This window comes from Streptomyces sp. NPDC001401, assembly GCF_042895385.1.
GTDB lineage: Bacteria > Actinomycetota > Actinomycetes > Streptomycetales > Streptomycetaceae > Streptomyces.
The window spans coordinates 203161-223873 of sequence record NZ_JBIAWI010000011.1 but is presented as its reverse complement, the minus strand read 5'-3'; the positions used below and the strand labels follow the sequence as shown (position 1 = coordinate 223873).

The following is a 20713-nucleotide window of genomic DNA, read 5'->3' as shown; positions in this document are numbered from 1 at the left end:
CTTTCGGGGATGCGTCCTCTTTCGAGGAGGCGGGGCGCCCGCGCGCGGCGGGCGCCCCCGGGGAAGCGGTCAGGAGTACCAGGTGGGTTCGGGCAGTTCGCCCTCGAGGACCCAGCGGCCGACCTCGCGCCGCTTGTAGGCGACGGGGTCGTGCAGGGTGTGGGTGCGGACGTTGCGCCAGAACCGGTCGAGGCCCTCGGTGGACGCGGTGGATCGGGCACCCGTCACCTCGAAGATGCGGTTCGCGATCTCCAGGGCCACGTCGGTGGCGCGCGCCTTGACGGCCGCCACCCGCACCTCGAAGTCGCCGCGGGCCTGCTCGGTGACGGCGTTGGGGTCGTCGTGCAGCTTCTGCCCCTCGGCGGCGACGGCGTCGGCGAGCGCCTCGACCGCCCACAGCTTCGCGGTCAGGTCGCCGTAGATGTCGATGACGTAGGGCTCGTCGACCGCACGCTCGTGGCCGCCGTGCAGCCAGGACCGCGCCTTGGTGCGGGTGTAGGTGGCCGCCGTCTCCAGGGCGCCGCCCGCGATGCCCAAGTAGAAGTTGACGAAGACGAGTTGGATGGTGGGGACGTTGAGCGTGTTGTACGTGCGCGGCCGGAACTGCTTGTCGACATAGCCGGCCGCGGAGGACCACGGGGTGCGCACCCCGTCGAGGGTGACGCCGCCGCTCTCGGTGAGCCGCTGGCCGATGTTGTCCCAGTCGTCGTGGAAGGTCAGGCCCTCGCTGTCGGAGGGCACGATCGCGAAGACATGCTGGTCGCTGCCCTCCAGGACGCCTTCGAGGACGGTGACGTCGGAGACCTTGCTGCCGGTGGAGAAGGACTTGCGGCCGGTGAACAGCAGGTCGTCGCCGTCCTCGGTGACGACCACGTCCTTGTCGCGCGGGTTGACGGCCCCGCCGAAGAACCAGCGGCCCCGGCTCGCCTCGGCCTCGACCTGCTCCCACTGTTCGCGGGTGCCGACCAGGCGGGCGGCCCAGAACCAGAGGTAGTGGTAGCCGAGGAGCTGGCCGATGGAGCCGTCGGCCTTGGCGACCTCGCGGACGACACGGTAGGCGGTGGGCCAGTCCTGGCCTCCGCCGCCGTGCTCCGTGGGACCGAGCAGGGTGACCAGGCCGGCGTCCTTCAGCAGCTGGACCTCGGCGTACGGGGTGGCTCCGGCGCGGTCGCGCTCGGCGGCGTCGGTTGCCAGGACGGCAGCGACCTCGGCGGCGCGGGCGATCCAGTCCTGGGCGGTCTCGGGAGCGGGGCGGGTGGACCAGTCGGTGGGCGTGGCAGTGCTCATGTTCGTACGACCTCCTTCGCGGTGCGGGCGCTCAGGCGTGGACGGGGACGGACGCGCGCTCTGTGTCGGGGAGTTGGGCCTCCAGCTCGCGCACGAGCGGCAGCACACGCTTGCCGAAGTACTCGACCTCCTCGTGGTAGTGCAGGAAGCCGAGCAGGAGGAGGTCGACGCCGAGCTTCTTGTAGGCGACGATGCGCTCCGCGATCTGCTCGGGGGTGCCAATGAGCCCCGTACGGAAGCCGTCGTTGTACTGGACGAGGTCCTCGAAGGAGGAGTCCTGCCACATGCCCTTCTTGTCGCCCGTGGACTGCCCGGCCTGCTTCACCGCCGCGCCGAAGCCCTCGACGGCCTCGGTGTCGGCCTTGGCGACGATCTCACGAAGCGTCTCGCGCGCCTCGGCCTCGGTGTCGCGGGCGATGAGGAAGCCGTTGAGGCCGAACTTCGGTGCCCTGCGGCCGACTTCGGCGGCGGACTTGCGTACGTCGTTGAGCTGCTCGGTGACGCCGTCGAAGTCCTTGCCGTTGGAGAAGTACCAGTCGGAGACGCGGCCGGCCATCGCGCGGGCCGCGGTGGAGTTGCCGCCCTGGAAGATCTCGGGATGCGGCCGCTCTGCCGTGTTGAGGGGCTTGGGCTTGAGGGAGAAGTCGCGCAGCCGGTAGAAGTCACCGGCGAGTTCGGTGTGGTCCTCGGTCCAGATCTGGCGCAGGGCGCGGATGAACTCCTCGGAGCGGCGGTAGCGCTCGTCGTGCTCCAGCCAGGGCTCGCCGAGGGCGGTGAACTCGCCCTTGAACCAGCCGGATACGACGTTGACGGCGAAGCGGCCGCCCGAGAGGTGGTCGGCGGTGGCGCCGAGCTTGGCGAGGACGCCGGGGTGCCACAGGCCGGGGTGGACGGCGGCGATGACCTTCAGGCGCTGGGTGGCAAGCAGCAGGGCGAGGCTGAAGCTGGTGGACTCGTGCTGGAACTCGGCGCCGTAGCTGGCCATGTAGCGGACCTGGCTGAGGGCGTAGTCGAAGCCGTTGTTCTCGGCGAGGACGGCGAGTTCGCGGTTGTACTCGTATCCCCAGTCGGTGCGCTGCTCGATCTTGCTGGTGACGAGTCCTCCGCTGACGTTGGGGACCCAGTAGGCGAATTTCACGGGCTCGGCGGGCATGCGGAACTCCTGTTGCTGTGTTTTCGGGCACGCCGAATTCAAGAGGGTGCATCGGCACGGTGAATTCAGCGAGGAAAAGCAGAAAGCGCGGCGGATCGCAGAGAGTTGATCAGGCCGCGGGGCAACAGGAGGCGCTGGAGACGCGCGCGAGGTCGACGTGGCGTCGCCGCGTGAGGTCCAGTCGCATCTTCATGCCCTCGATCGTGACAGTCGGCCGCGAGGGCCGTCAAGGAAAACCCGACCGGTCTCGCATCCCGGACCATTGAATTTCACGAACGTGTGACAGGGAAACCCTTGAACGCGCCGTGAAACGGGCCGCATTCTGCTGAGTGTGCGGACCGAACAACTGGAATACATCGCAGCCGTGACCCGGCTCGGTTCACTGCGCCGGGCTGCGGAGGAACTGCGTCTTTCCCAGCCGGCGTTGAGCGAGACGGTGCGGAATCTGGAACGCGAGCTGGGAGTCGACCTGCTGGAGCGCAAACGGTCCGGGGCGACGATGAGCGCGGAGGGCCGGGAACTGCTGCCGCACATCATCAATGTGCTGGACGCGGTGGACCGGTTGCGGTCGGCGGCAGGCGAGCAGCACCGCATCAGCCGCATGGTGCGGGTGGGCACGGTGAACGCGGCGACCGTGCCGCTGCTCATTCCGGTGGTCCGGGAGTTCCGGGCGGCGCATCCGCTCACGCAGGTCGAGGTGGTCGCCGCCCAGCAGACGGAGATCCACCGGGCCCTGTCGGAGGGCGGTTTCGACCTCGGCCTGGTCAACCATCTGGAGGGTGACGACATGCCGGCCGGCTTCGACTCCACTGAACTGCTGCGCGGGCGGCCGGTGGTGTGCGTGCGCCCCGACAGCCCGCTCGCCTCGCTCACGGCCGTGACCGCGGACGACCTGCTCGCCCAGCCCGTGATCGCGATGCGCTCCGGCTATGTCATGCACCGCTATGTGCACCGGCTCCTGCAAGGCCGCGGGCCGTCCTTCTCGTACTCCACCGACGGCGCCGAGATGGGCAAGCTGATGGTGGCCGAGGGCCTCGGGGCCACGGTCCTGCCGGACTTCAGCGTCATCGGGGATCCGCTGGAGCGGCAGGGCACGATCACCTACCGGCCCATCACCGGCGACACGACCCGCGTGCTGCTGATGCTGCAGCGCCGCCGGGCGGATTCGGTGCCGCGGGCGGCGCAGGACCTGTATGAGGTGTTCGTGCGCAAGGCGCGCGAGTTGGGCGGCCTGCCGATGTGACGCCGGGTCGGTCAGTCCTCGTCGGCCGGGACCACGACGAGGAACGCGTCCGACTTGATATCCATGATCACCGTCGCGGGTCGGCCCTCGGCGCGGCAGCGCGCCGCGTACTCCTCCGCCGGCCACGATCCGCGCGGAGCTCCCGCAGGAAACCGCTCCAACACCTTCGTGCCCATAGCGGCAGCCACCTCCACCTGCACCATGCGATTACGACGCCTCTACGGTCCGCATGCCCGCGATCGGCGCAGACATGTGCGGGAGCCGGAACCGTGCCCCAGATGCGCCCACCGGCCCCAGGCAACCCCCCGACCACTACACATAAAGATGAAATAAGCGCAGAATGTACGTACGCGGCGCTTACCGCATACCGCACCAGACGCGGTCGGGCCTGCGAGTCAAAGGAGACGAGTCATGGCCAACGTCTCGCCCACCAGCAGGGGGGACATCACCACCCACCCTGATGTTTCCGAAATGCGGGATCGCTACGCCCGCATGCTCGGCGGTCGCGATGTGACGCTCTTGGACGGACCGGTGTTCCTGCTCGGTCTGTACTGCGCCGTATCCCCGTGGATACTCCACTACACGACGAGCCAGCCCCCGCTGGTGACGCACAACCTCGTTGTCGGCATCGCGATCGGTCTGCTGGCCCTCGGGTTCACCCGGGCTCCCGAGCGCATGTACGGCCTGAGCTGGGCGTTCTGCGCGGTGGGCATTTGGATGATCATCGCACCCTGGGTCGTCGGCAGCAGCCCGGACGCCGGTGTGGCCCTCAACAACATCATCATCGGCGCGCTCGCCGTGATCCTGGGGCTGATGTGCGCCGGTACGGCGGCGAGGAGCGCCCCCACACCTTAGGAACACGCCAGGAAAGGACGGCATGACGGCCGGTCAGCGCTTGCGCGGACCGGCCGTCCCGCGTTCCGTCGCCCTCTCAGTGACTGGGGACCGACCACGGCGACTGCGGCAGTGGACTGCCCGTCTCCAGCAGCGACTTGAGGTTCGAGAGCACCGCCGGCCAGCCGCCGGAGACGTCGGACAGCGCGCCCTCGTCCCAGAGGTCCTCGTGGGTGACGGTGAGGCGGACGATGTCCTCATGCGGCGTGATGTCGAAGGTGACCCGGGAGTACTTCTCCTCCCGCCCCTCGTTCTCGGGGTCGACCCAGGTGGTCACCAGGCGGGTCGGGTGTGCGCTCTCCACGACGGTGCCGACGACGTCGGCGATGCCGGACCCGTCCGTGCGGACGTGTTCCCAGCGTGAGCCCTGCCGCCAGTCCGATTCGTTGCGGTGGCCCCAGTAGGCGGCGGTCAGGTCCGCGTCGGTGAGTGCCTCCCAGACCTTCTCGGGCGTGCTGCGGATGTAGGTGACGTAGACGAATGTGGGCTTGTCGCTCATGGTGGCTTCCTCGGCTAGGCGTTTCACGGCGCTGAGCGCGCTCAGGCGCGGGCGCTCGAACTTGTCGATCCACCGCTCCTGGATCTCGTGGAGCGGGACCGGGTTGAGGTAGTGCAGCTTTTCCCTCCCCCGCCGCACCGTGCTGACCAGGTTGGCGTCCTCCAGGACACCCAGATGCTGGGTCACCGACTGCCGCGTCATGGCGATGCGCTCGCACAGCTCGCCGAGCGTCTGACCGTTCTGCTCGTGCAGCCGGTCCAGCAGCCGTCTGCGGGTCTCGTCGGCCAGCGCCTTGAAGACCTTGTCCATCCCGGAGTCGCTCTCTGATCGCACACTCAACGTTATGCAGGCAATTACTTGCATGTCAATGCCGGCGACCGACCGACCGCACTTCCTGCACCCCGGAGGCGATTGAGCGGGAAATTATCAACCAGTTCGAGCAATATGCGCCTGATGACTGTTACACGACGTATGGGGTCCCTTGATGAACGGTCCGTAACTTCGAATGCGTAGTCACGAACCACCACCGAAGGACAGCTCCTGATGCGTGCTTCCCGCACTCTGCGTACCGCCCTCGTCGCCGCCGGCGTCACGGCCGCCCTGGGCGTCTCGGCCACCGGCGCCTTCGCCCAGTCGGCGCCCGCGACCAAGACCGCCGCGTCGGCCGCGCACACCAGCGGCCACTGCAAGACCAAGCGGGTCCACGTGAAGACGGTGAAGCTTGCGGACAAGGTCTCCCGGGCGAAGGTCTTCAAGACCGGCAAGCACCGCTACGAGGCCGAGATCTGGGGCAAGGGACTCAAGTACGGCACCATGGCCGCCCAGGGCAGGACCGCGCACGCCGACCACAACGGCCTGCACGTCGCCCTCCACCCGAACGGCAAGGTCACCTCCTGGGTCGAGCGGGCCAAGACCAGGCCGAAGCCGGTCGTCAAACGCGTCCTGCTCGCCTCCGCGCCGCTCGCGGACGGCACGTCGACGGCAAACATCTACAAGGTGACGGCCCACCACTACGAGGCCGACGTCTACGCGGACGGCACCAGGATCGACACCCTCGTCGCCAATGGACGCACGGCCTACGGCCGGCTCAACGGCCTGCACGTCGCCCTGCAGCCGGACGGGCAGTTGTCGTCCTGGGTCGACCAGGGCCCGACCCCGCAGCCCGACCACACGCAGCAGCCGGCCCCCATCGCCCCGGTCACGCCCGACACGCCGAACGCCTCCGCCCAGGCGAACACCGCTTCTCCCACGGGCTGACGCGGAAGGCTCAACTCAGCGCGGTGTGAAAGGAGATCCACACGTCCGGCGGGAGGTCGGGCCGGTCGGGGACCGGTCGGGTCTCCTCCGACCAGGCGTCCGGGGCGAGTTCGGCGGCAGCGCGGCGCCAGAAGCGGACCGCGGGCTCGTTTTCGTACTGGAAGGCGATCTCCCAGGCGCCGGGGTGGCGGAGCACGACCTCACGCACCGCCTTGCTGCCGATGCCCTCGCGTCGCGCGCCGCGCACCACGAAGAAGCTGTTCAGCACGCGTGTCGGACCGTCGAGGCTCCGGACGAACGCGAATCCGACGGGCCGTTCCTCGCGGACGAACAGGTACGGCGCCCAACCGGCCTCCGCGAAGGCCGCGTCGAGCCTCTCGCTGCGGAACGTCCCGTCGGGGCCGGGCAGTACGCCCATGAATCCCGAGAGGTCATGACGGAACATCAGCCACAGCCGTTCCACGGTGGGGCGGTCTTCGGCAGTCGCTGGGCGGACGGACACGTCGGGCATGGGGCTCCCCTTGCAAGAGATCGATCGGAATCCGGGCATGAGAAAAGCCTCCCCGGCGGATGTGCATCCGGCCGGAGAGGCTTCACGGATGACCAAACTCTAGCGCAGGTACGGCAGTTGCGGCGGTCTTTTCACGCTCCCGCAGGCTCCGGGTTCGCCTCCGCCGGGTCCAGGTACTCCTCCACGATCTCCTTCGGGCCGAACGGCCACACCCTCTCGAAGCGCGCCCAGAGCACGTATGCCACGCAGCCGAGGGCCAGCCAGGCCAGCGACCACTCGATGGGATGGCGGCCCGGCGAGTTCTTGTCGGCGTAGCCGTAGATCACGCACCAGCCGGCGAAGGCGACGATGCTCGGCACCGGGTAGAGCCACATGCGGTACGGCCGCCGCAGGTCCGGCTGGCGCCTGCGCAGCACGGTCAGTGCGACGATCTGGGCCAGCGCCTGGACGATCACCATGACCGTCGTCAGCAGCTGGATCAGTGTCGCCAGGTCCGTGTGCCGGCCGATCAGGAAGCCCACGGCCGTGATCACGCCCATGGTCGCCAGGCCCAGCATCGGGAAGCGGTGTTTGGGGTGCAGCTTGGCGTAGGGGCGGAAGAAGACGCGCTCGCGGGCCGCGTCATAGGGCACGCGCGAACCGCCCAGCAGTCCGGTGAAGACCGAGGCGAAGGCCGTGATCAGGATGAGGACGGTGACCGTGTCCGCCGCGCCCTTGCCCCAGGTCTTCTCCAGCACCGCCGAGGCCACCGATGTGGACGCGATGTCGTTCGCGTTCGTCATACGATGCCAGTCGATCACGCCGAGCGTGCCGATCTGGAGCAGCAGATAGATCGCCATGATGCCGAGGATGGAGAGGATGATCGAGCGCGGCAGGGTGCGTCCGGGGTCCTTGATCTCGGCGCCCATGTAGGCGGTGGTGTTGTAGCCGAGGTAGTCGTAGATGCCGATGGTCAGGCCGCCGGCGAAGCCGAGCCAGAAGTGGTTGCTGCCCAGGTCGAAGGCGTGTGCCGGGTAGGTGAAGGCGAGGTGCGGGCTGAAGTCCGTGGCCGCGGCCAGGATGACCAGCACCACCGAGATGATCATGACGGCCCACATCACGGCGGTGATCCGGGCGATGTGCTCGATGCCCCGCCACAGCAGGATCACCACCAGGGCGATGATGCCGAGGCCGATCAGGTCGCCGGAGGTCCGGCCCAGGTCGGGGGCGAGATATCCGAGGTACTGGACGAAGCCCACCACGCCGGTCGACATGATCAGCGGGATGAACAGCATCGCCGTCCAGACGAAGAGGAACGGCATGAGCCGGCCCGTACGGTACTGGAAGGCCTGGCGCAGATAGACATAGCTGCCGCCGGAGCCGGGCATCGCCGCGCCCAGCTCGGCCCAGACCAGTCCGTCGGCGAGTGCGAGCAGCGCGCCGGCGATGAAGCCGATCACGGCCTGCGGGCCGCCGAACGCGGCGACCATGAGCGGGATCGTGACGAACGGGCCGATGCCGCACATCTGGCTCATGTTGATGGCGGTGGCCTGGAACAGGCCGACGCGACGGACGAAACCACCGGCGGGTGGCGGACTACCGGACATGGGGACTCCTGAGGCACCGGGCGCTGGGCGGCCCATGGCTGACCTTGGCCGGCTCTGTCTCGCCCGGCGAGGCTGTTGGCCGATAAAGTTAAGGAGCCTTACTTGATGCGTCAAGAGGCCCCATCGGACGGCCCCCTCGGATACGTGAGAATGGTGCGATGCCCGCCAGTGACGCCGTAGACCAGCCGGAACAGCCCTGGAACCGCCGTCGGCTGCGCAGCACCAACGAGCGTTTGCTGCTCGACCGGCTGCGCAGCGGCGGCGCCGCGTCGCGCGCCCAACTGGCCCGCGAAACCGGCCTGTCCAAGCCGACGGTCTCCAGCGCGCTCGCCGCATTGGAGGCGGCCGGGCTGGTCCACGAGGTCGGCACCCTCGCGCCGGAGCGCGGGCGCACCGCCGTCCTGTACGCACCGGACCCGGCGGCGGGCTACGCCCTCGGCATCGACGTCGGCCGCAGCTGGCTGCGGGTCGCCGTCGCCGACCTGGACGGCGCCGTCGTCGCCCGCTCCGACGTGCGCAACCGGGCCCGCAGCTCGGGCGCGATGGCCGACCTGGTGGTGGCGACGGCCCGTCAGGTGATCGGCGGCTCGGGCGTGGCCGCGGACGGGGTGGTGCACGCGGTGGTGGGCACGCCCGGCGTGTACGACGAGAAGCAGCGCCGGGTGCGCTACGCGATGCATCTTCCCGGCTGGGGGCGCGCCGGGCTCTTCGACCGGATGCGCGAGGAACTGGGCGTCCCGCTGGAGGTGCACAACGACGCCAATCTGGCGGCGCTCGGCGAGTACACCTACGGCGTCGGCGCGGGCAGTCGGCTCTTCGCGTACATCCTGATCGGCACCGGTCTCGGGATGGGCGTGGTCAGTGAGGGGCGGCTGTTCACGGGGGCGCACGGGCTGGCCGGGGAGATCGGGTTCCTGCCGTGGCCGGGGCAGCAGAAGCCGGAGCGGCTGGAGGACGCCGTGTCGGGGGTGGCCGTGGTCGAGGCGGCGCGCCGGTTCGGCATGAGCGGGCAGCTCACCGCGAAGGCCGTGTTCGACGCGGCCCGGCAGGGAAACGACGCCGCGGTCAAGGCGGTTCAGCTGGAGGGCGAGCGGATCGCGCACACGGTGGCGGCGGCCGCGGCCGTGCTCGACCCGGATCTCGTGGTCCTGGGCGGCGGGGTCGGCCACAGCGTGGACCTGCTGCTCCGCCCGGTGCGCGACCACCTCCGCTCGCTCACCCCGCTGCGGCCCAAGGTCGTGCCCAGCCGGCTCGGCGAGGACGCGGTGCTGCTGGGCGCGGTGGCCACGGCGCTCGGGACCGCGCGGGACGTGGTGTTCGAGCGCCGGTCGGCCGCGTCCTGACCAACTCACGCACGGGCCACGGTGATTGACACGGTCCACTCGGCGCCCTACCGTGACCGCCGTTAGTAAAGTTTCCTAACTTTACGAAGGGGCTGGAGACTCCGTGAACAGACACCGTCTCGCCACGGCCGCCATGGTCCTGGGTCTGTTGGGTTCCCTGACGACCAGCGCCTGGGCCGGCCCCCATGACCGACGCGCCGCCCCACCGGGCCGCGTCACCCGTGTCTCCTCCGCGCCGGGCGGCACGACCGCGCTGACGGACTACACGATCCAGTCGACGGCCAAGGTCTCCGACCCGGCGGCCGACATCTCCTCCCCCGGCTACCCGGCGACCGGCTGGTACCCGACGGGCTCCCGCTCCACGGTCCTTGCGGCCCTGCTGGCGAACGGGGTGTACGCGGACCCCTTCTACTCGACCAACCAGCGGAAGATCCCCAAGACCGACTTCCAGGTCCCCTGGTGGTACCGCTCGGACTTCACGGTCGCCGACACCGCCGAGCGCACCTACCTCGACTTCAGCGGCGTGATCTCGGCGGCGGACGTCTACGTCGACGGCCACCAGGTCGCCACGACGAAGGACGTCACCGGCGCCTACACCCACCACGAGCTGGACGTCACCTCGCTCGTCCGCTCCGGCACGAACACCGTCGCCTTCCGCATCCGGCCCAACGACCCGAACAAGAACCTGACCATGGGCTGGATCGACTGGCTCCAGCCGCCGCCGGACGAGAACATGGGCATCGTCCGCGACGTCCTCGTCCGCCGCGGCGGCCCCGTCGCCCTGCGCGACGCGCACGTCGTCACCAAGCTGGACGTGCCCTCGCTCGCCTCGGCCGACCTGACGGTGAAGGCACAGGCCCGCAACGACTCCGGCACACCGGCGACCACCACGGTCTCCGGCAGCATCGGCGCGACGACCTTCGAGAAGACGGTCACGCTGGCCGCGCACGAGACGAAGACCGTCACATTCACCCCGTCCGACACCCCCGGCCTCCACCTGACCTCGCCGAAGGTGTGGTGGCCTGCCGGCATGGGCGGACAACCCCTGTACGACCTGAAGCTCACCGCATCCGTCTCCGGCACCGTCTCGGACACCACGCACCAGACCTTCGGCATCCGCGACGTGCAGGCGCCGCTCAACTCCGACGGTGCCCGCCAGTACCGCATCAACGGCCGCAAACTGCTGATCAAGGGCGGCGGTTGGTCGCCGGACGAGTTCCTGCGCTGGGACCGCAGTTACGTCGAGGACCGGCTGAAGTACGCCCTCGACCTCGGCCTGAACACCATCCGCCTCGAAGGCCACCTGGAACCGGACGAGTTCTTCGACCTCGCCGACCGCTACGGCATCCTCACCCTGCCCGGCTGGGAGTGCTGCGACAAGTGGGAGGGCCAGGTCAACGGCGGCGAGTCCGGCGACACGTGGACCGCCGACGACTATCCGGTCGCCAAGGCGTCGATGGCCGCCGAGGCCGCCCGGCTGCGCGACCACCCGAGCGTGATCTCCTTCCTCATCGGCAGCGACTTCGCACCCGACGCGACGATCGAGAAGAACTACCTCGACGCCCTGAAGGCAGCCGACTGGCCGACCCCGGTGGTCGCTGCCGCCTCCGCCAACTCCTCTCCCCAGCTGGGCAGTTCGGGCATGAAGATGACCGGCCCCTACGACTGGATCCCGCCGAACTACTGGTACGCCAAACGCGAGGGCGGCGCCACCGGCTTCAACTCCGAGACCAGCGCGGGCCCCGACATCCCCACCCTCGACACCCTGCGCCGCATGATGACCCCGGCCGAACTCGACACCCTCTGGAAGAACCCGAACGCCAAGCAGTACCACCGCTCACCGTCGTCGACCTTCGGCACCCTCAAGCTCTACGACGACGCCCTCACCGGCCGCTACGGCGCCCCGACGAGCCTTTCCGACTACGTGCGCAAGGCGCAGCTCGCGCAGTACGAGAACGTCCGCGCCCAGTTCGAGGCGTACGGGCGGGGCGCCACCGACTCCTCCAAGCCCTCGACCGGCGTCGTCTACTGGATGTTCAACAGCGGCTGGACCTCACTGCACTGGCAGCTGATGGACCGTTACCTCGACCAGGGCGGCGCCTACTTCGGGGCCAAGAAGGCGAACGAGCCGCTGCACGTCCAGTACTCCTACGACGACCGCTCGGTGGTCGTCGTCAACAACCGGCACTCGCCCGCCTCCGGACTCACAGCCCGGGCCACGCTGTTCAACCCCGACGGCACCCAGAAGTACGACAGGACCGTCACCGGCGTGAAGGTGAGCGGGGACGGCGCGCACAGCAGCGCGCTCACCCTGCCGGCATCGGTGACCGGCCTGTCGACGACATACCTGGTGCGCCTGACCCTGACCGACGCATCGGGCAAGGAGATCAGCCGGAACGTGTACTGGCTGTCGGGCAAGCCGGACACGCTCGACTGGGCCAACACCGACTGGTACTACACACCGACGACGAGCTACGCCGATCTCAAGGGTCTGAGTTCGATGGCGCAGGTACCGGTGTCGGCGACGGCGTCGACGGATGCGTCGGGCGAAACGGCGACCACGACCGTGACCGTGCGCAACACGGGCGGCGGGAAGACGCCGTCACTGCTCACCGACGTCCATCTCGTCGACGCGTCGGGGAAGCCCGTGCTGCCCGTCGAGTGGTCGGACAACGAGGTCAGTCTCTGGCCGGGCGAGACGGTCACGTTGACCGCCACCTACCGGACAGCGGATCTGCACGGGTCGGTGCCGAGGGTGCGGGTCTCCGGCTGGAACACACCGGAGCGGACGGTCCCGTCCGAATGACCGTGTGGGGCCCGGCGCGGAAGCCGGGCCCCACGGGGGTCAGCTGACGTTGAGCGCCGTGTCGTCGATGACGAACGACGTCTGCAGCGTGGAGCCTTCGGTGCCGGTGAACTTGAGGGTGACGGTCTGGCCGGCGTAGCTCGCCAGGCTGAAGCTGCGCTGGGTGTAGCCGCTGGCGGCGTTCAGGTTGGAGTAGGTCGCCAGGGTGCCGAGCACGGTCCCGGAGCTGTTGAGCACCTGGACCTTGAGCGTGTCGTAGGCCGTGCTGGTGCTGGTCTCCGCCGTGTCGACGTGCAGATAGAAGCTGAGGGCGGCGGTGGTGCAGCCGGACGGGATGGTCACCGACTGGGAGAGCGTGTCGGTGGTGGCGGTGCCGTAGCCGTCCAGCCAGGCGTAGTACGAGCCCGTACGGGCCGACTCGCTGCTGGAGTTGGTGATGACGCCGCTGGAGGCGCTCCAGGTGGTGTTGCCCGACTCGAAGCCGTTGTTGCCGAGGAGCTGGGCGGCGGTGCAGGTGCCACCGCCGCCACCGCCTCCGCCGCCGCTGCTGCTCGCTCCGGCGAGCCACTCGGTGGCGTTCAGGGCGAGGGCGGCGTTGGTGGCGCTGGAGTCGTTCCAGCCGTCGTAGAGGGTGTTGCCGGACTGGCCGGTGCCGTCGTCGATGGGCGAGCTGTCGCCCCAGAAGGCGACCCGCCCGCTGCCGAAGGTGCTGGTGGCGAAGAAGGCGCCGGTGTTGCCGGAGTAACCCGTGCGGTACAGCAGGCCCTTGACGCTGGAGTTGTCCGAGGGCTTCAGCGTGGCGGTCGTGCCGCTGGCGATCAGGCTCTTGGTGACGGTGCCGAAGGAGCCGTGCAGTACGGGGTCGCTGCTGTCGCTGATGGCGGACGGGTGGTCGGAGCTGATGCTCAGCGAGTCGATGGAGAAGCCGAACGGGTCGGTCGAGTCGACGCTGTTGTTGGTCATCAGGTCGTTGAGGATCTCGACCGCGTCCTCACCGTCGTTGTTGCGGTCCGCTCCGGTGTGGTCGGAGATCATGAACAGTCCGCCGCCGTTCTTGACGAAGGTCATGATCGCCGTCTTCTCGGCGGTGGTGAAGAGGGTGTTGGGCTCCGGCAGGACGAGCGTGTCGAAGTTCGACAGGTCGGTGGAGGACGAGCCGCCGTAAGTGAGGGCACTGGTGGCGGTCTTGAGGCTGTAGCTGCCGGTCTTCTGCAGGGCGACGCCCCACGAGGACAGCGCGCCCGTCCAGTCGGTCTCGGCGGACGGGGACGAGTCCTCGCCCAGCGGGTCGGGCTTGCTGGTGGAGATGATCCAGTCGGCGTTGCCGGCCTCTTCGGCGTGACCGTCGTCGAACAGGATGCGGTGCGTCGTGGCCGCGTGGGCGGGCGTGGCGGTGACGGTGGCCTGGGCGGCCGCGGCCGCGGTGAGCAGGCCGAACGCGGCCAGGGCGGTGGTGAGTCTTCGGCGGGATCTGGTGAGTCCGAGCATCCGGCGTACCTCCGTGTGGGGTTGGGGAAGAGCGGGCGGTGCGGGGCCGGACCTACGCGCGTAGACACAGCGCATCTGCGCGCGTAGACATTCGGCCGTACGACTGCCGTGCGGCCGATCGGTTGAACCGTACATGGCAGAAGCGGCGCTGAACAGGCGTCTCCGGGGCCATCGGACCGGAGATTGACCCGGCGTTGACCCGTGGTTGAAGCGGAACGGACTGTCCCCCTCGGCAGGGGGCATCCGGATAGTGCGGGGGCCTTGACAATGAGGGGCGGAGATGGAGATCTCAGGCATCATCAGTGCCATCGTGATCGGCATCATCATCGGTGTGCTGGGCCGGCTGGTCGTCCCGGGGCGCCAGCACATCGGCATCGTGCTGACGATTCTCGTCGGCATCGTGGCCGCGCTGATCGGCTCGGCGATCGCCAATGCCTTCGACGTGGCCGACACCAAGGGCATCGACTGGATCGAGTGGCTCATCCAGATCGGCCTCGCCGCGCTCGGCGTCGCCGCCCTGGACCGGTCGAGGGCACGCCGCTGACCCGACAGCCGTGCTGACACAACAACCGTTTCGAGCCTGGGCGGGGGCGGTGCGCGCCTCGCCCGGGTGCGGGCGGTGCGGCTCGGCGGCTCGGCGGCTCGGCGGCTCGCGGAGAGTAGCCGAATTCCGCGTTCCGCATCCTGTCCCGGCCAACTAGCGTGTCGGCCAGCGGGAGGAGCCAGGCCCGCCGACGCGGCTCCCCTCGGCAATCGGCGGGCCTGCCGCCTCGACCGAGCACCCTCAGCGGGAGAGTCGGGCACATCGGGAGGCTGTCCCCCTGGGCGGCTGTTGCCTCTCACGAGGTTTCCAGCCAGGACGCGCCGTGAGGTGGGGCCGTTCGGCCCTGGACGACGGTCCGAACGGCCCCAGTTGCAATTTCAGCGTCGGGCCGCCAGTGCGGCGAGCCCCTCGCGGCTGGACGGATACCGGGGCGTCCAGCCCAGTTCCTGCTCCGCCTTGGCCGAGGACACGCGCATGCTGGTCGAGAACATCGTGTGCGCGTAGGACATAGGCCTCGTGAACCACCGCGGTACGGTCATCGGCTTGGGCAGGCCGAACTCCTCGGCCACGCACAGGACATGGGCCCGGAACCCGAGCGGGGTGCGGTCCGTGATGTTGTACGCCTCGCCGGGGCGGCCGTGTTCGACCGCGGCGGCCACCGCGCGCGCCGCGTCGGTGAGTTCGGTCCACGGCAGAACCCGGCCGCGGTCGTCGGGGGCGGGCAGCTGCCGCTTGCGCAGCATGGGCAGGACGGCGTCGGTTCCGCCGGGGCCGTAGAACAGGCCGAATCGCAGCGAGATGCCCGCCAACCCGGTTGCCTCGAAGGTGAGTTGTTCCTTGATGCGCATGCCCTCGACGTGCCGTTCCAGTTCCGGCGTGGTACCGCGCGGGCCGAACGGGTCGTCCTCGGTGATCACGTGCTTGCCGAAGTCCCCGTAGCCGTATCCGAAGACCATCGACTCGCTCACGAAGCGGTCGGCGCCGGTGGCCTGCGCGGCCTCCACGAGGTGGGCGGTGCCGGCGATGCGCAGCGCGTCGGTGGCATGCATGTCGCGGTGGCGCATGGGCGCCTTGCGCAGGGCGGTAGCGGCGTGGATGACGGTGTCGAAGTGCTGTCCGTCGACGGCACGCAGCAGCGCGTCGCGATCCATGAGGTCGGCCCGGACGCCGTTCGCCGGTCCCCGGCCGAGGCCGGTGACCTTGTGGCCGGCCTCGGTCAGGGCACGGGTGATGTGACCACCGAGAATGCCGCTGGCTCCGGCGAGGAGGATGCTCTGGTTCTTCCGGTTCGTCGTCATGACCGTGCGACGGATCGGGCGGCCGCGGATGTGACATCGCGGCGTGGGAGACGTGGGTCACCGGTGCGCGAGCCACTGTCCGTACCACTCGAGCGTGGCGTCCAGGGTCCGGGCCAGCGGCGTCGGTGCCACACCGAAGGCCTGCTCGAAGGCCGAGGAGTCCACGATCTGGGGCTCGGTGTGCTGGTAGAACATCTCCGCGTACTCGGCCATGAACTGCTCGTCGAACGGGCCTATGGGACCGGGCTCCGGCAGGACGACGACGTTCAGCGGCCCGCCGACCCGGTCCTCGATCATCTTGTGGATCTCACGCGTGCTGACGGCGGGCGCCGTGGGCAGGTGCCAGACGCGGCCGTCGCCCTCCGGGTGCTCGCCGAGGGTGGCGAGGCCGGCGGCCACGTCCTCGATGCTGGTGCAGCTGTGCGGCAGGTCGATGTCGCCGAGTCCCAGGACCTCTCCGCCGGTGAGCGCCCCGGGGAAGACCGCGGCACCGAGGGAGGAGTTGAGCACGCCGGGTCCGACGAAGTCGGCAGAGCGGCCGAGGACGACCCGGGCGCGGCCCTCGCGATGGGCGGCGAGGTACTTCTCGTCGAGCTCGGCCCGCATACGGCCCTTGCGGCTGGTCGCCTTCCACGGGCTGTCCTCGGTCATGACCGCTCCCCCGGTCTCCCCGTACGGGTAGAGGGTGTCGAGCACCACCAGACGGGCGCCGGTGGCCTGAACGGCGCCGAGAACCGCCTCTTGGATCCGGGGCATCACCTCGACCTGCAGGTGATAGGCCACGTTGACGCAGTGGTAGACCACATCGGCGCCGGCGACGGCCACGCGGGCGCCCTCGGCGGTGCTGACGTCAGCGGCGAACCGCTCGATTCCGTCCAGTGCGGGCCCCTCGGCCTTGCGGTCGACGAGGCGCACGGAGTGCCCCCTGCGCGCCAGCTCCCTGGCGAGGGTGGTGCCGGCGGGGCCCGAGCCGAGAACGGTGTGCTGTGCGTTCGGGTCGGCGATGGTCTCGGTCATGGTCGAACTCCTCTGATTGTTATTACCTCTCGCTTCTGTTAGAGACAGTAACTCTTTCGACAGGGGCTAGCAAGCGCGCAATGCCCGGTCTCTCGTTAAGGTGTGTCACCAGATCCAGAGAGGAGCCCGTCCGTGGCCGGCACTGCACAGAGCCCCAGAGCGCGCTATCGCGAGCAGACGCGTGCGGAGATCAAGGAGATCGCCCTCCGCCAGCTCGCCGAGGGCGGCACGGCGGCCGTGGCGCTGACACGGATCGCCAAGGAGGTCGGCCTGTCGGGTCCGGCGCTCTACCGCTACTTCGACAGCCGTGACGCGCTGTTGACGGATCTGATCCGCGACGCCTACGCCGATCTGGCGGCAGCGGTCTCGCAGGCAGCGGACTCACTGCCGCCCGGTGCGTCACCGCGGGCAAGGCTGCGGGCGCTCGCAGGCTCCTGCCGGGGCTGGGCGATCGCTCAGCCGCACCGCTACCTCCTCATCGAGGGCACGCCGGTGCCGGGGTACGCGGCGCCGCCGGACACGCTGGACAGCGCGCGGGCGGTGCTCGGACCGTTCCTGCCGGTGTTCGAAGGAGCCGCGCCGTCGGCGGCGGTGCGGCCGGTGGTCGAGCAGATGACGGCCTGGGCGGAGGCGGACGCGGCCGTCGCACAGTGGGCCCGCCCTCGGGCGGCCGGCGGATCGGAAGGGGTCGCGCTGGCCGGGGCCGTGCTCGCCTGGGCGCACATGCACGGGTCGATCGGGCTGGAGGTCTCCGGTCAGTTCAACGGCATGGGCCACGACGGAGACACCCTGCTCACGGCCCAGATCGACTCACTGGCGGACGCGTTCAGCCTGGACTGACCGGCCGTGTCGCCACGGCAGGACCGGCCCGGCGGGACGCCACGGCACGCGGGCGCACGATCGGCCAGCCCGGTTGCTACGGCACGTAGGTGTACGGCGTCGTCGTGGTCAGGGGCTCGAAGCCCAGGCGTTCGAGGATGGGGCGGCTCTGGCTGGAGGCGTCGACCTGGAGGTAGCGGTAGCCGCGCTGCACGGCGGCGCGGGCGCGGTGGGCGACCAGGGCGCGGTAGACGCCGCGGCCGCGCCAGGCCTCGACGGTGCCGCCGCCCCACAGGCCGGCGAACCGGGTGCCGGGCACGAGCTCCATACGGGCCGCGCTCACCGGCACGTCGCCGGCGAGGGCGACGGTGGCGACGACCGTGTCCGGCTCCCCGGTGAGCCGGGCCAGCAGCTGGTGCCGCATGCGGGAGCCGTCGGTGCCGAAGGCCTTCTCGTGGACGTCCGCCACCAGGTCGACGCCCGCCGCGTCGGTGACCGGCAGCAGACGGATGCCCTCGGGCGGCTCGGCGTCGAGGTCGAGGCCGGCCACCTCGGCGATCATCAGCGTCTCCTCGGGCTCGGGCTGGAATCCGGCGGCCCTGAGCCGCTGTCCCAGATCCACCGGCCGGTCGTGCCCGTACAGCTTCCACTCGAACTCGCGGCCGAGCCCGGAGAAGTACGCGATCTGCTCGCCGATCGCCGCGTCGGCGCCCGTCTCGTCCAGGTCGGACCAGATGACGCCGTTCCAGCCGCGGGCCGAGGAGACCTGGCGGACCACACTGCCGATCCGCTCGACGCGCGCGTCGGGGCCATCGGGCTGGGCGCCTTCGCGCATGTCACGGTCGAATAGGGCGAGCACCCCGGCATGATCCATGTGCTCACTCCAGCATCCCGGGGTGGCCTGGGCAAGGGGATTGCTCGGGTTCACCTCGTGACGTCGGCGTCGTTCACCCCTGCTGACCTGCTCTTCTGCTGGGGGGAGCGGGGGTCGTCCCCGGAACAATGCAGTGCGGAACGCCGTCCGGCCGTACCGCCGCCAGGTACGCGCTCAGCCGGTCGCGGTTGCGGGCCAGGCAGTCGATACGGGCCTGGATGCGGTCGAGGTGGGCCTGCAGGAGGGCGGCTGTCTCGGGGGGCAGGCGGTCGGCGGGCAGCAGGATCTCGTCCGGGGCCGACAGGTAGGGCAGGATCGCCCGGATCATCTCCGTGGTCAGGCCGGAGTCCAGCAGCCCGCGGATCTGCTGGACGTCCTGGACCGCGGGATCGCCGTAGTCGCGGTAGCCGTTCTCGGTGCGGTCGGGGCTGAGGAGGTGCTGCTCCTCGTAGTAGCGCAGCAGCCTGGTGGGCACGCCGGTGCGACGGGAGAGTTCGCCGATCCTCATGGCCGCCTCCGGGGTCCCCCTTGCCTTCACACTGATGTGAAGGTCCGAGCATGGTCGCATGTCCACCACATCCATGGCCAAGGGCACCGCCATGCCCGTTTCGCTGCCGTGGCCGGGGCTGCTCGCCCTGTCCACGGCCGCCTTCACCGCCGTCATGACCGAACTGCTCCCGGCGGGTCTGCTGCCCCGGATGGCACCGGCGTTGGGTGTCTCCGAGGCACGCGTCGGCTTCCTGGTCACCGGGTACGCGGTCGCCTCCTTCGCGGCGGCGATCCCGCTCACCGCGCTGCTGCGGGGGCTGCCCCGGCGGCCGGTGCTCGTCGGCGCGCTGCTGGGGTTCGCGGTGAGCGATGGGGTGGTCGCGCTGTCGTCGTCGTACGTCCTCACCTTTGCGGCGCGGCTGGTCGCCGGGTGCATGGGCGGGCTGCTGTGGGCGATGCTCGTCGGTTATGCGGCCCGGATGGTGCCGGCCGAGCGGCGCGGACGGGCGATCGCGATCGTGCTGGCCGGGATCACGCTGGCCCTGTCGCTGGGGGTGCCGGCGGGGACCGCGCTGGCGGGGGCGCTGGGCTGGCGGACGGCCTTCGGGGTGCTGGCCGGGCTGGCGGTGCTGCTGGTGGGCTGGGTGCGGTGGCGGGTGCCCGGGTTTCCGGGCGAGGCGCCGCACACGCGCGTGCCGCTCGCCCGGGTGGCGGTGCTGCCGGGTCTGCCCGCCGTCCTGTCCGTCACGCTGTTCCTGCTCCTCGGGCACCAGGTGATGTACACGTACGTCGCCCCGTTCGCGGCGCACGCCGGTTTCGGCCGTACGGATGTGGTGCTGCTGGTGTTCGGTGCGGCCACGGTGGCCGGGATCTGGATCACCGGGGTGCTCGTCGACCGGTATCTGCGGGTCACGCTGCTCGGCGCGCTCGGGCTGTGCGCGGCCGTCATGCCCGCCCTCGCCCTGTACGCCCGGGCGCCCGGAGTGCTGCTCGGCTCGGTCGCGCTGTGGGGCGTGGCGTTCGGCGGTGCGCCCACGCTGATCCAGACCGCGCTGGTCGACGCCTCGGGCCCCGCCCACGCGGATGTGGCCACGTCCTTGCAGACCACCGTGTACAACGCGGGCATCGCCGCGGGTTCACTGACCGGCGGTGTGGCCCTGGAGATCCTGGGCCCGGGCGCACTGCCCTGGACCGCGCTGCCCCTGATCACGGCCGCCCTCACCACAGTGGGCCTCGCCCGCCGGCACGCCTTCCCCGCCGCCCGTGGCCGCGCATAGGCTGCGCTGCGAAGATCACGCCTCACCACCTCTCGGGCGGCTCGTGTGCGTGGCGTCGTCGCAGCAACTGTCATCCTGGCCGGCCGAGTTGGGGGTGCCCTGGCCGCCGGCGCAGACCCTGCCGGTCAACCAGGTCGCGCCGGACGTGGTGGTGGACGGCCCGGTGCCCGGGCCGGCGGAGGAGGTGCGGGCGCTGCACCGACGCTTCCACGATCGAAGAACCTGACGGTCGCGGCCCGCCCCCTCCCGAGATGCAGTCGTCCGGCCGCAGTGCCTACGATCTAGGAACCCAGGACGACCAGACCAGATGGACGGCCCGGTCCCCTCC

Annotated in this window: 21 protein-coding genes; 9 read left to right on the top strand and 12 right to left on the bottom strand. The window is 70.0% G+C overall.

The window, feature by feature from the left end:
• Positions 1–69: 69 nt before the first annotated feature.
• The 3 genes from ACFY10_RS32800 to ACFY10_RS32790 form a co-directional block, all read right to left on the bottom strand.
• Positions 70–1287 carry an acyl-CoA dehydrogenase family protein gene (locus ACFY10_RS32800; protein ID WP_390668850.1) on the bottom strand — a complete coding sequence of 406 codons (1218 nt, stop codon included), beginning with the start codon at positions 1285–1287 and terminating at the stop codon, positions 70–72.
• A gap of 31 nt (positions 1288–1318) precedes the next feature.
• On the bottom strand, positions 1319–2440 hold the full coding sequence (gene sfnG / locus ACFY10_RS32795; RefSeq protein WP_390668849.1) for a dimethylsulfone monooxygenase SfnG: 1122 nt from the start codon (positions 2438–2440) through the stop codon (positions 1319–1321).
• Positions 2441–2549: 109 nt separating this feature from the next.
• The gene (locus tag ACFY10_RS32790) at positions 2550–2627 is read right to left on the bottom strand and encodes a putative leader peptide (RefSeq protein WP_353962852.1); all 78 of its coding nucleotides are present in this window, start codon (positions 2625–2627) and stop codon (positions 2550–2552) included.
• Between the two features lie 144 nt (positions 2628–2771).
• Here ACFY10_RS32790 and ACFY10_RS32785 point away from each other — a divergent pair, with 144 nt between their 5' ends.
• On the top strand, positions 2772–3683 hold the full coding sequence (locus ACFY10_RS32785) for a LysR family transcriptional regulator (RefSeq protein ID WP_390668848.1): 912 nt from the start codon (positions 2772–2774) through the stop codon (positions 3681–3683).
• Positions 3684–3694: 11 nt separating this feature from the next.
• Here ACFY10_RS32785 and ACFY10_RS32780 read toward each other — a convergent pair whose 3' ends face one another.
• Entirely contained in the window at positions 3695–3859 is a 165-nt protein-coding gene (locus tag ACFY10_RS32780; RefSeq protein WP_390668847.1) for a hypothetical protein, read from the bottom strand.
• A gap of 235 nt (positions 3860–4094) precedes the next feature.
• Here ACFY10_RS32780 and ACFY10_RS32775 point away from each other — a divergent pair, with 235 nt between their 5' ends.
• Positions 4095–4538: an SPW repeat protein gene (locus ACFY10_RS32775; protein ID WP_390668846.1), complete on the top strand. Its 444-nt coding sequence runs from the start codon at positions 4095–4097 to the stop codon at positions 4536–4538.
• A 76-nt stretch (positions 4539–4614) separates the two neighbouring features.
• Here ACFY10_RS32775 and ACFY10_RS32770 read toward each other — a convergent pair whose 3' ends face one another.
• On the bottom strand, positions 4615–5385 hold the full coding sequence (locus tag ACFY10_RS32770) for an ArsR/SmtB family transcription factor (protein WP_390669001.1): 771 nt from the start codon (positions 5383–5385) through the stop codon (positions 4615–4617).
• A 234-nt stretch (positions 5386–5619) separates the two neighbouring features.
• On the opposite strand from ACFY10_RS32770, the gene ACFY10_RS32765 reads away from it, so the two are divergent.
• A complete protein-coding gene (locus tag ACFY10_RS32765) occupies positions 5620–6333 on the top strand; it encodes a hypothetical protein (RefSeq protein WP_390668845.1) in 714 nt (237 codons plus the stop codon).
• Positions 6334–6343: 10 nt separating this feature from the next.
• Here the strand turns inward: ACFY10_RS32765 and ACFY10_RS32760 are convergent, their stop codons facing one another.
• Both ACFY10_RS32760 and ACFY10_RS32755 read right to left on the bottom strand, forming a co-directional pair.
• Entirely contained in the window at positions 6344–6844 is a 501-nt protein-coding gene (locus ACFY10_RS32760; RefSeq protein ID WP_390668844.1) for a GNAT family N-acetyltransferase, read from the bottom strand.
• Between the two features lie 131 nt (positions 6845–6975).
• A complete protein-coding gene (locus ACFY10_RS32755) occupies positions 6976–8430 on the bottom strand; it encodes an APC family permease (protein ID WP_390668843.1) in 1455 nt (484 codons plus the stop codon).
• Positions 8431–8588: 158 nt separating this feature from the next.
• Here ACFY10_RS32755 and ACFY10_RS32750 point away from each other — a divergent pair, with 158 nt between their 5' ends.
• Both ACFY10_RS32750 and ACFY10_RS32745 read left to right on the top strand, forming a co-directional pair.
• Positions 8589–9773 (top strand): ROK family protein, encoded by a 1185-nt coding sequence (locus ACFY10_RS32750; RefSeq protein WP_390668842.1) that lies wholly within the window; start codon positions 8589–8591, stop codon positions 9771–9773.
• 133 nt (positions 9774–9906) lie between these two features.
• A complete protein-coding gene (locus ACFY10_RS32745; protein ID WP_390669000.1) occupies positions 9907–12579 on the top strand; it encodes an exo-beta-D-glucosaminidase in 2673 nt (890 codons plus the stop codon).
• Positions 12580–12618: 39 nt separating this feature from the next.
• On the opposite strand, the gene ACFY10_RS32740 is transcribed toward ACFY10_RS32745, so the two are convergent.
• On the bottom strand, positions 12619–14067 hold the full coding sequence (locus tag ACFY10_RS32740) for a hydrolase (RefSeq protein ID WP_390668841.1): 1449 nt from the start codon (positions 14065–14067) through the stop codon (positions 12619–12621).
• 280 nt (positions 14068–14347) lie between these two features.
• Between ACFY10_RS32740 and ACFY10_RS32735 the strand changes: the two genes are divergently transcribed.
• Positions 14348–14611, top strand: coding sequence for a GlsB/YeaQ/YmgE family stress response membrane protein (locus ACFY10_RS32735; protein ID WP_390668840.1), 264 nt, complete (start codon positions 14348–14350; stop codon positions 14609–14611).
• A 377-nt stretch (positions 14612–14988) separates the two neighbouring features.
• Here ACFY10_RS32735 and ACFY10_RS32730 read toward each other — a convergent pair whose 3' ends face one another.
• Both ACFY10_RS32730 and ACFY10_RS32725 read right to left on the bottom strand, forming a co-directional pair.
• Entirely contained in the window at positions 14989–15909 is a 921-nt protein-coding gene (locus ACFY10_RS32730; protein ID WP_390668839.1) for an NAD-dependent epimerase/dehydratase family protein, read from the bottom strand.
• Between the two features lie 57 nt (positions 15910–15966).
• Positions 15967–16926: an NAD-dependent epimerase/dehydratase family protein gene (locus tag ACFY10_RS32725; RefSeq protein WP_390668838.1), complete on the bottom strand. Its 960-nt coding sequence runs from the start codon at positions 16924–16926 to the stop codon at positions 15967–15969.
• Between the two features lie 132 nt (positions 16927–17058).
• On the opposite strand from ACFY10_RS32725, the gene ACFY10_RS32720 reads away from it, so the two are divergent.
• Positions 17059–17766 (top strand): TetR/AcrR family transcriptional regulator, encoded by a 708-nt coding sequence (locus tag ACFY10_RS32720; protein WP_390668837.1) that lies wholly within the window; start codon positions 17059–17061, stop codon positions 17764–17766.
• 76 nt (positions 17767–17842) lie between these two features.
• Here ACFY10_RS32720 and ACFY10_RS32715 read toward each other — a convergent pair whose 3' ends face one another.
• Complete coding sequence (locus ACFY10_RS32715) at positions 17843–18619, bottom strand: GNAT family N-acetyltransferase (RefSeq protein ID WP_390668836.1); 777 nt, start codon at positions 18617–18619, stop codon at positions 17843–17845.
• A 73-nt stretch (positions 18620–18692) separates the two neighbouring features.
• Positions 18693–19127: a MerR family transcriptional regulator gene (locus ACFY10_RS32710; protein ID WP_390668835.1), complete on the bottom strand. Its 435-nt coding sequence runs from the start codon at positions 19125–19127 to the stop codon at positions 18693–18695.
• A gap of 58 nt (positions 19128–19185) precedes the next feature.
• Between ACFY10_RS32710 and ACFY10_RS32705 the strand changes: the two genes are divergently transcribed.
• On the top strand, positions 19186–20385 hold the full coding sequence (locus ACFY10_RS32705; RefSeq protein WP_390668834.1) for an MFS transporter: 1200 nt from the start codon (positions 19186–19188) through the stop codon (positions 20383–20385).
• Between the two features lie 49 nt (positions 20386–20434).
• Positions 20435–20611: a hypothetical protein gene (locus ACFY10_RS32700; RefSeq protein ID WP_390668833.1), complete on the top strand. Its 177-nt coding sequence runs from the start codon at positions 20435–20437 to the stop codon at positions 20609–20611.
• Positions 20612–20713 lie beyond the last annotated feature (102 nt).

Excerpts from the sequence above, each read along its gene's own strand:
- ACFY10_RS32800 (WP_390668850.1), bottom strand. The coding sequence starts at position 1,287 with ATGAGCACTGCCACGCCCACCGACTGGTCCACCCGCCCCGCTCCCGAG.
- sfnG (WP_390668849.1), bottom strand. The coding sequence starts at position 2,440 with ATGCCCGCCGAGCCCGTGAAATTCGCCTACTGGGTCCCCAACGTCAGC.
- ACFY10_RS32790 (WP_353962852.1), bottom strand. The coding sequence starts at position 2,627 with ATGCGACTGGACCTCACGCGGCGACGCCACGTCGACCTCGCGCGCGTC.
- ACFY10_RS32780 (WP_390668847.1), bottom strand. The coding sequence starts at position 3,859 with ATGGGCACGAAGGTGTTGGAGCGGTTTCCTGCGGGAGCTCCGCGCGGA.
- ACFY10_RS32775 (WP_390668846.1), top strand. The coding sequence starts at position 4,095 with ATGGCCAACGTCTCGCCCACCAGCAGGGGGGACATCACCACCCACCCT.
- ACFY10_RS32770 (WP_390669001.1), bottom strand. The coding sequence starts at position 5,385 with ATGGACAAGGTCTTCAAGGCGCTGGCCGACGAGACCCGCAGACGGCTG.
- ACFY10_RS32765 (WP_390668845.1), top strand. The coding sequence starts at position 5,620 with ATGCGTGCTTCCCGCACTCTGCGTACCGCCCTCGTCGCCGCCGGCGTC.
- ACFY10_RS32760 (WP_390668844.1), bottom strand. The coding sequence starts at position 6,844 with ATGCCCGACGTGTCCGTCCGCCCAGCGACTGCCGAAGACCGCCCCACC.
- ACFY10_RS32755 (WP_390668843.1), bottom strand. The coding sequence starts at position 8,430 with ATGTCCGGTAGTCCGCCACCCGCCGGTGGTTTCGTCCGTCGCGTCGGC.
- ACFY10_RS32750 (WP_390668842.1), top strand. The coding sequence starts at position 8,589 with ATGCCCGCCAGTGACGCCGTAGACCAGCCGGAACAGCCCTGGAACCGC.
- ACFY10_RS32745 (WP_390669000.1), top strand. The coding sequence starts at position 9,907 with ATGGTCCTGGGTCTGTTGGGTTCCCTGACGACCAGCGCCTGGGCCGGC.
- ACFY10_RS32740 (WP_390668841.1), bottom strand. The coding sequence starts at position 14,067 with ATGCTCGGACTCACCAGATCCCGCCGAAGACTCACCACCGCCCTGGCC.
- ACFY10_RS32735 (WP_390668840.1), top strand. The coding sequence starts at position 14,348 with ATGGAGATCTCAGGCATCATCAGTGCCATCGTGATCGGCATCATCATC.
- ACFY10_RS32730 (WP_390668839.1), bottom strand. The coding sequence starts at position 15,909 with ATGACGACGAACCGGAAGAACCAGAGCATCCTCCTCGCCGGAGCCAGC.
- ACFY10_RS32725 (WP_390668838.1), bottom strand. The coding sequence starts at position 16,926 with ATGACCGAGACCATCGCCGACCCGAACGCACAGCACACCGTTCTCGGC.
- ACFY10_RS32715 (WP_390668836.1), bottom strand. The coding sequence starts at position 18,619 with ATGGATCATGCCGGGGTGCTCGCCCTATTCGACCGTGACATGCGCGAA.
- ACFY10_RS32710 (WP_390668835.1), bottom strand. The coding sequence starts at position 19,127 with ATGAGGATCGGCGAACTCTCCCGTCGCACCGGCGTGCCCACCAGGCTG.
- ACFY10_RS32705 (WP_390668834.1), top strand. The coding sequence starts at position 19,186 with ATGTCCACCACATCCATGGCCAAGGGCACCGCCATGCCCGTTTCGCTG.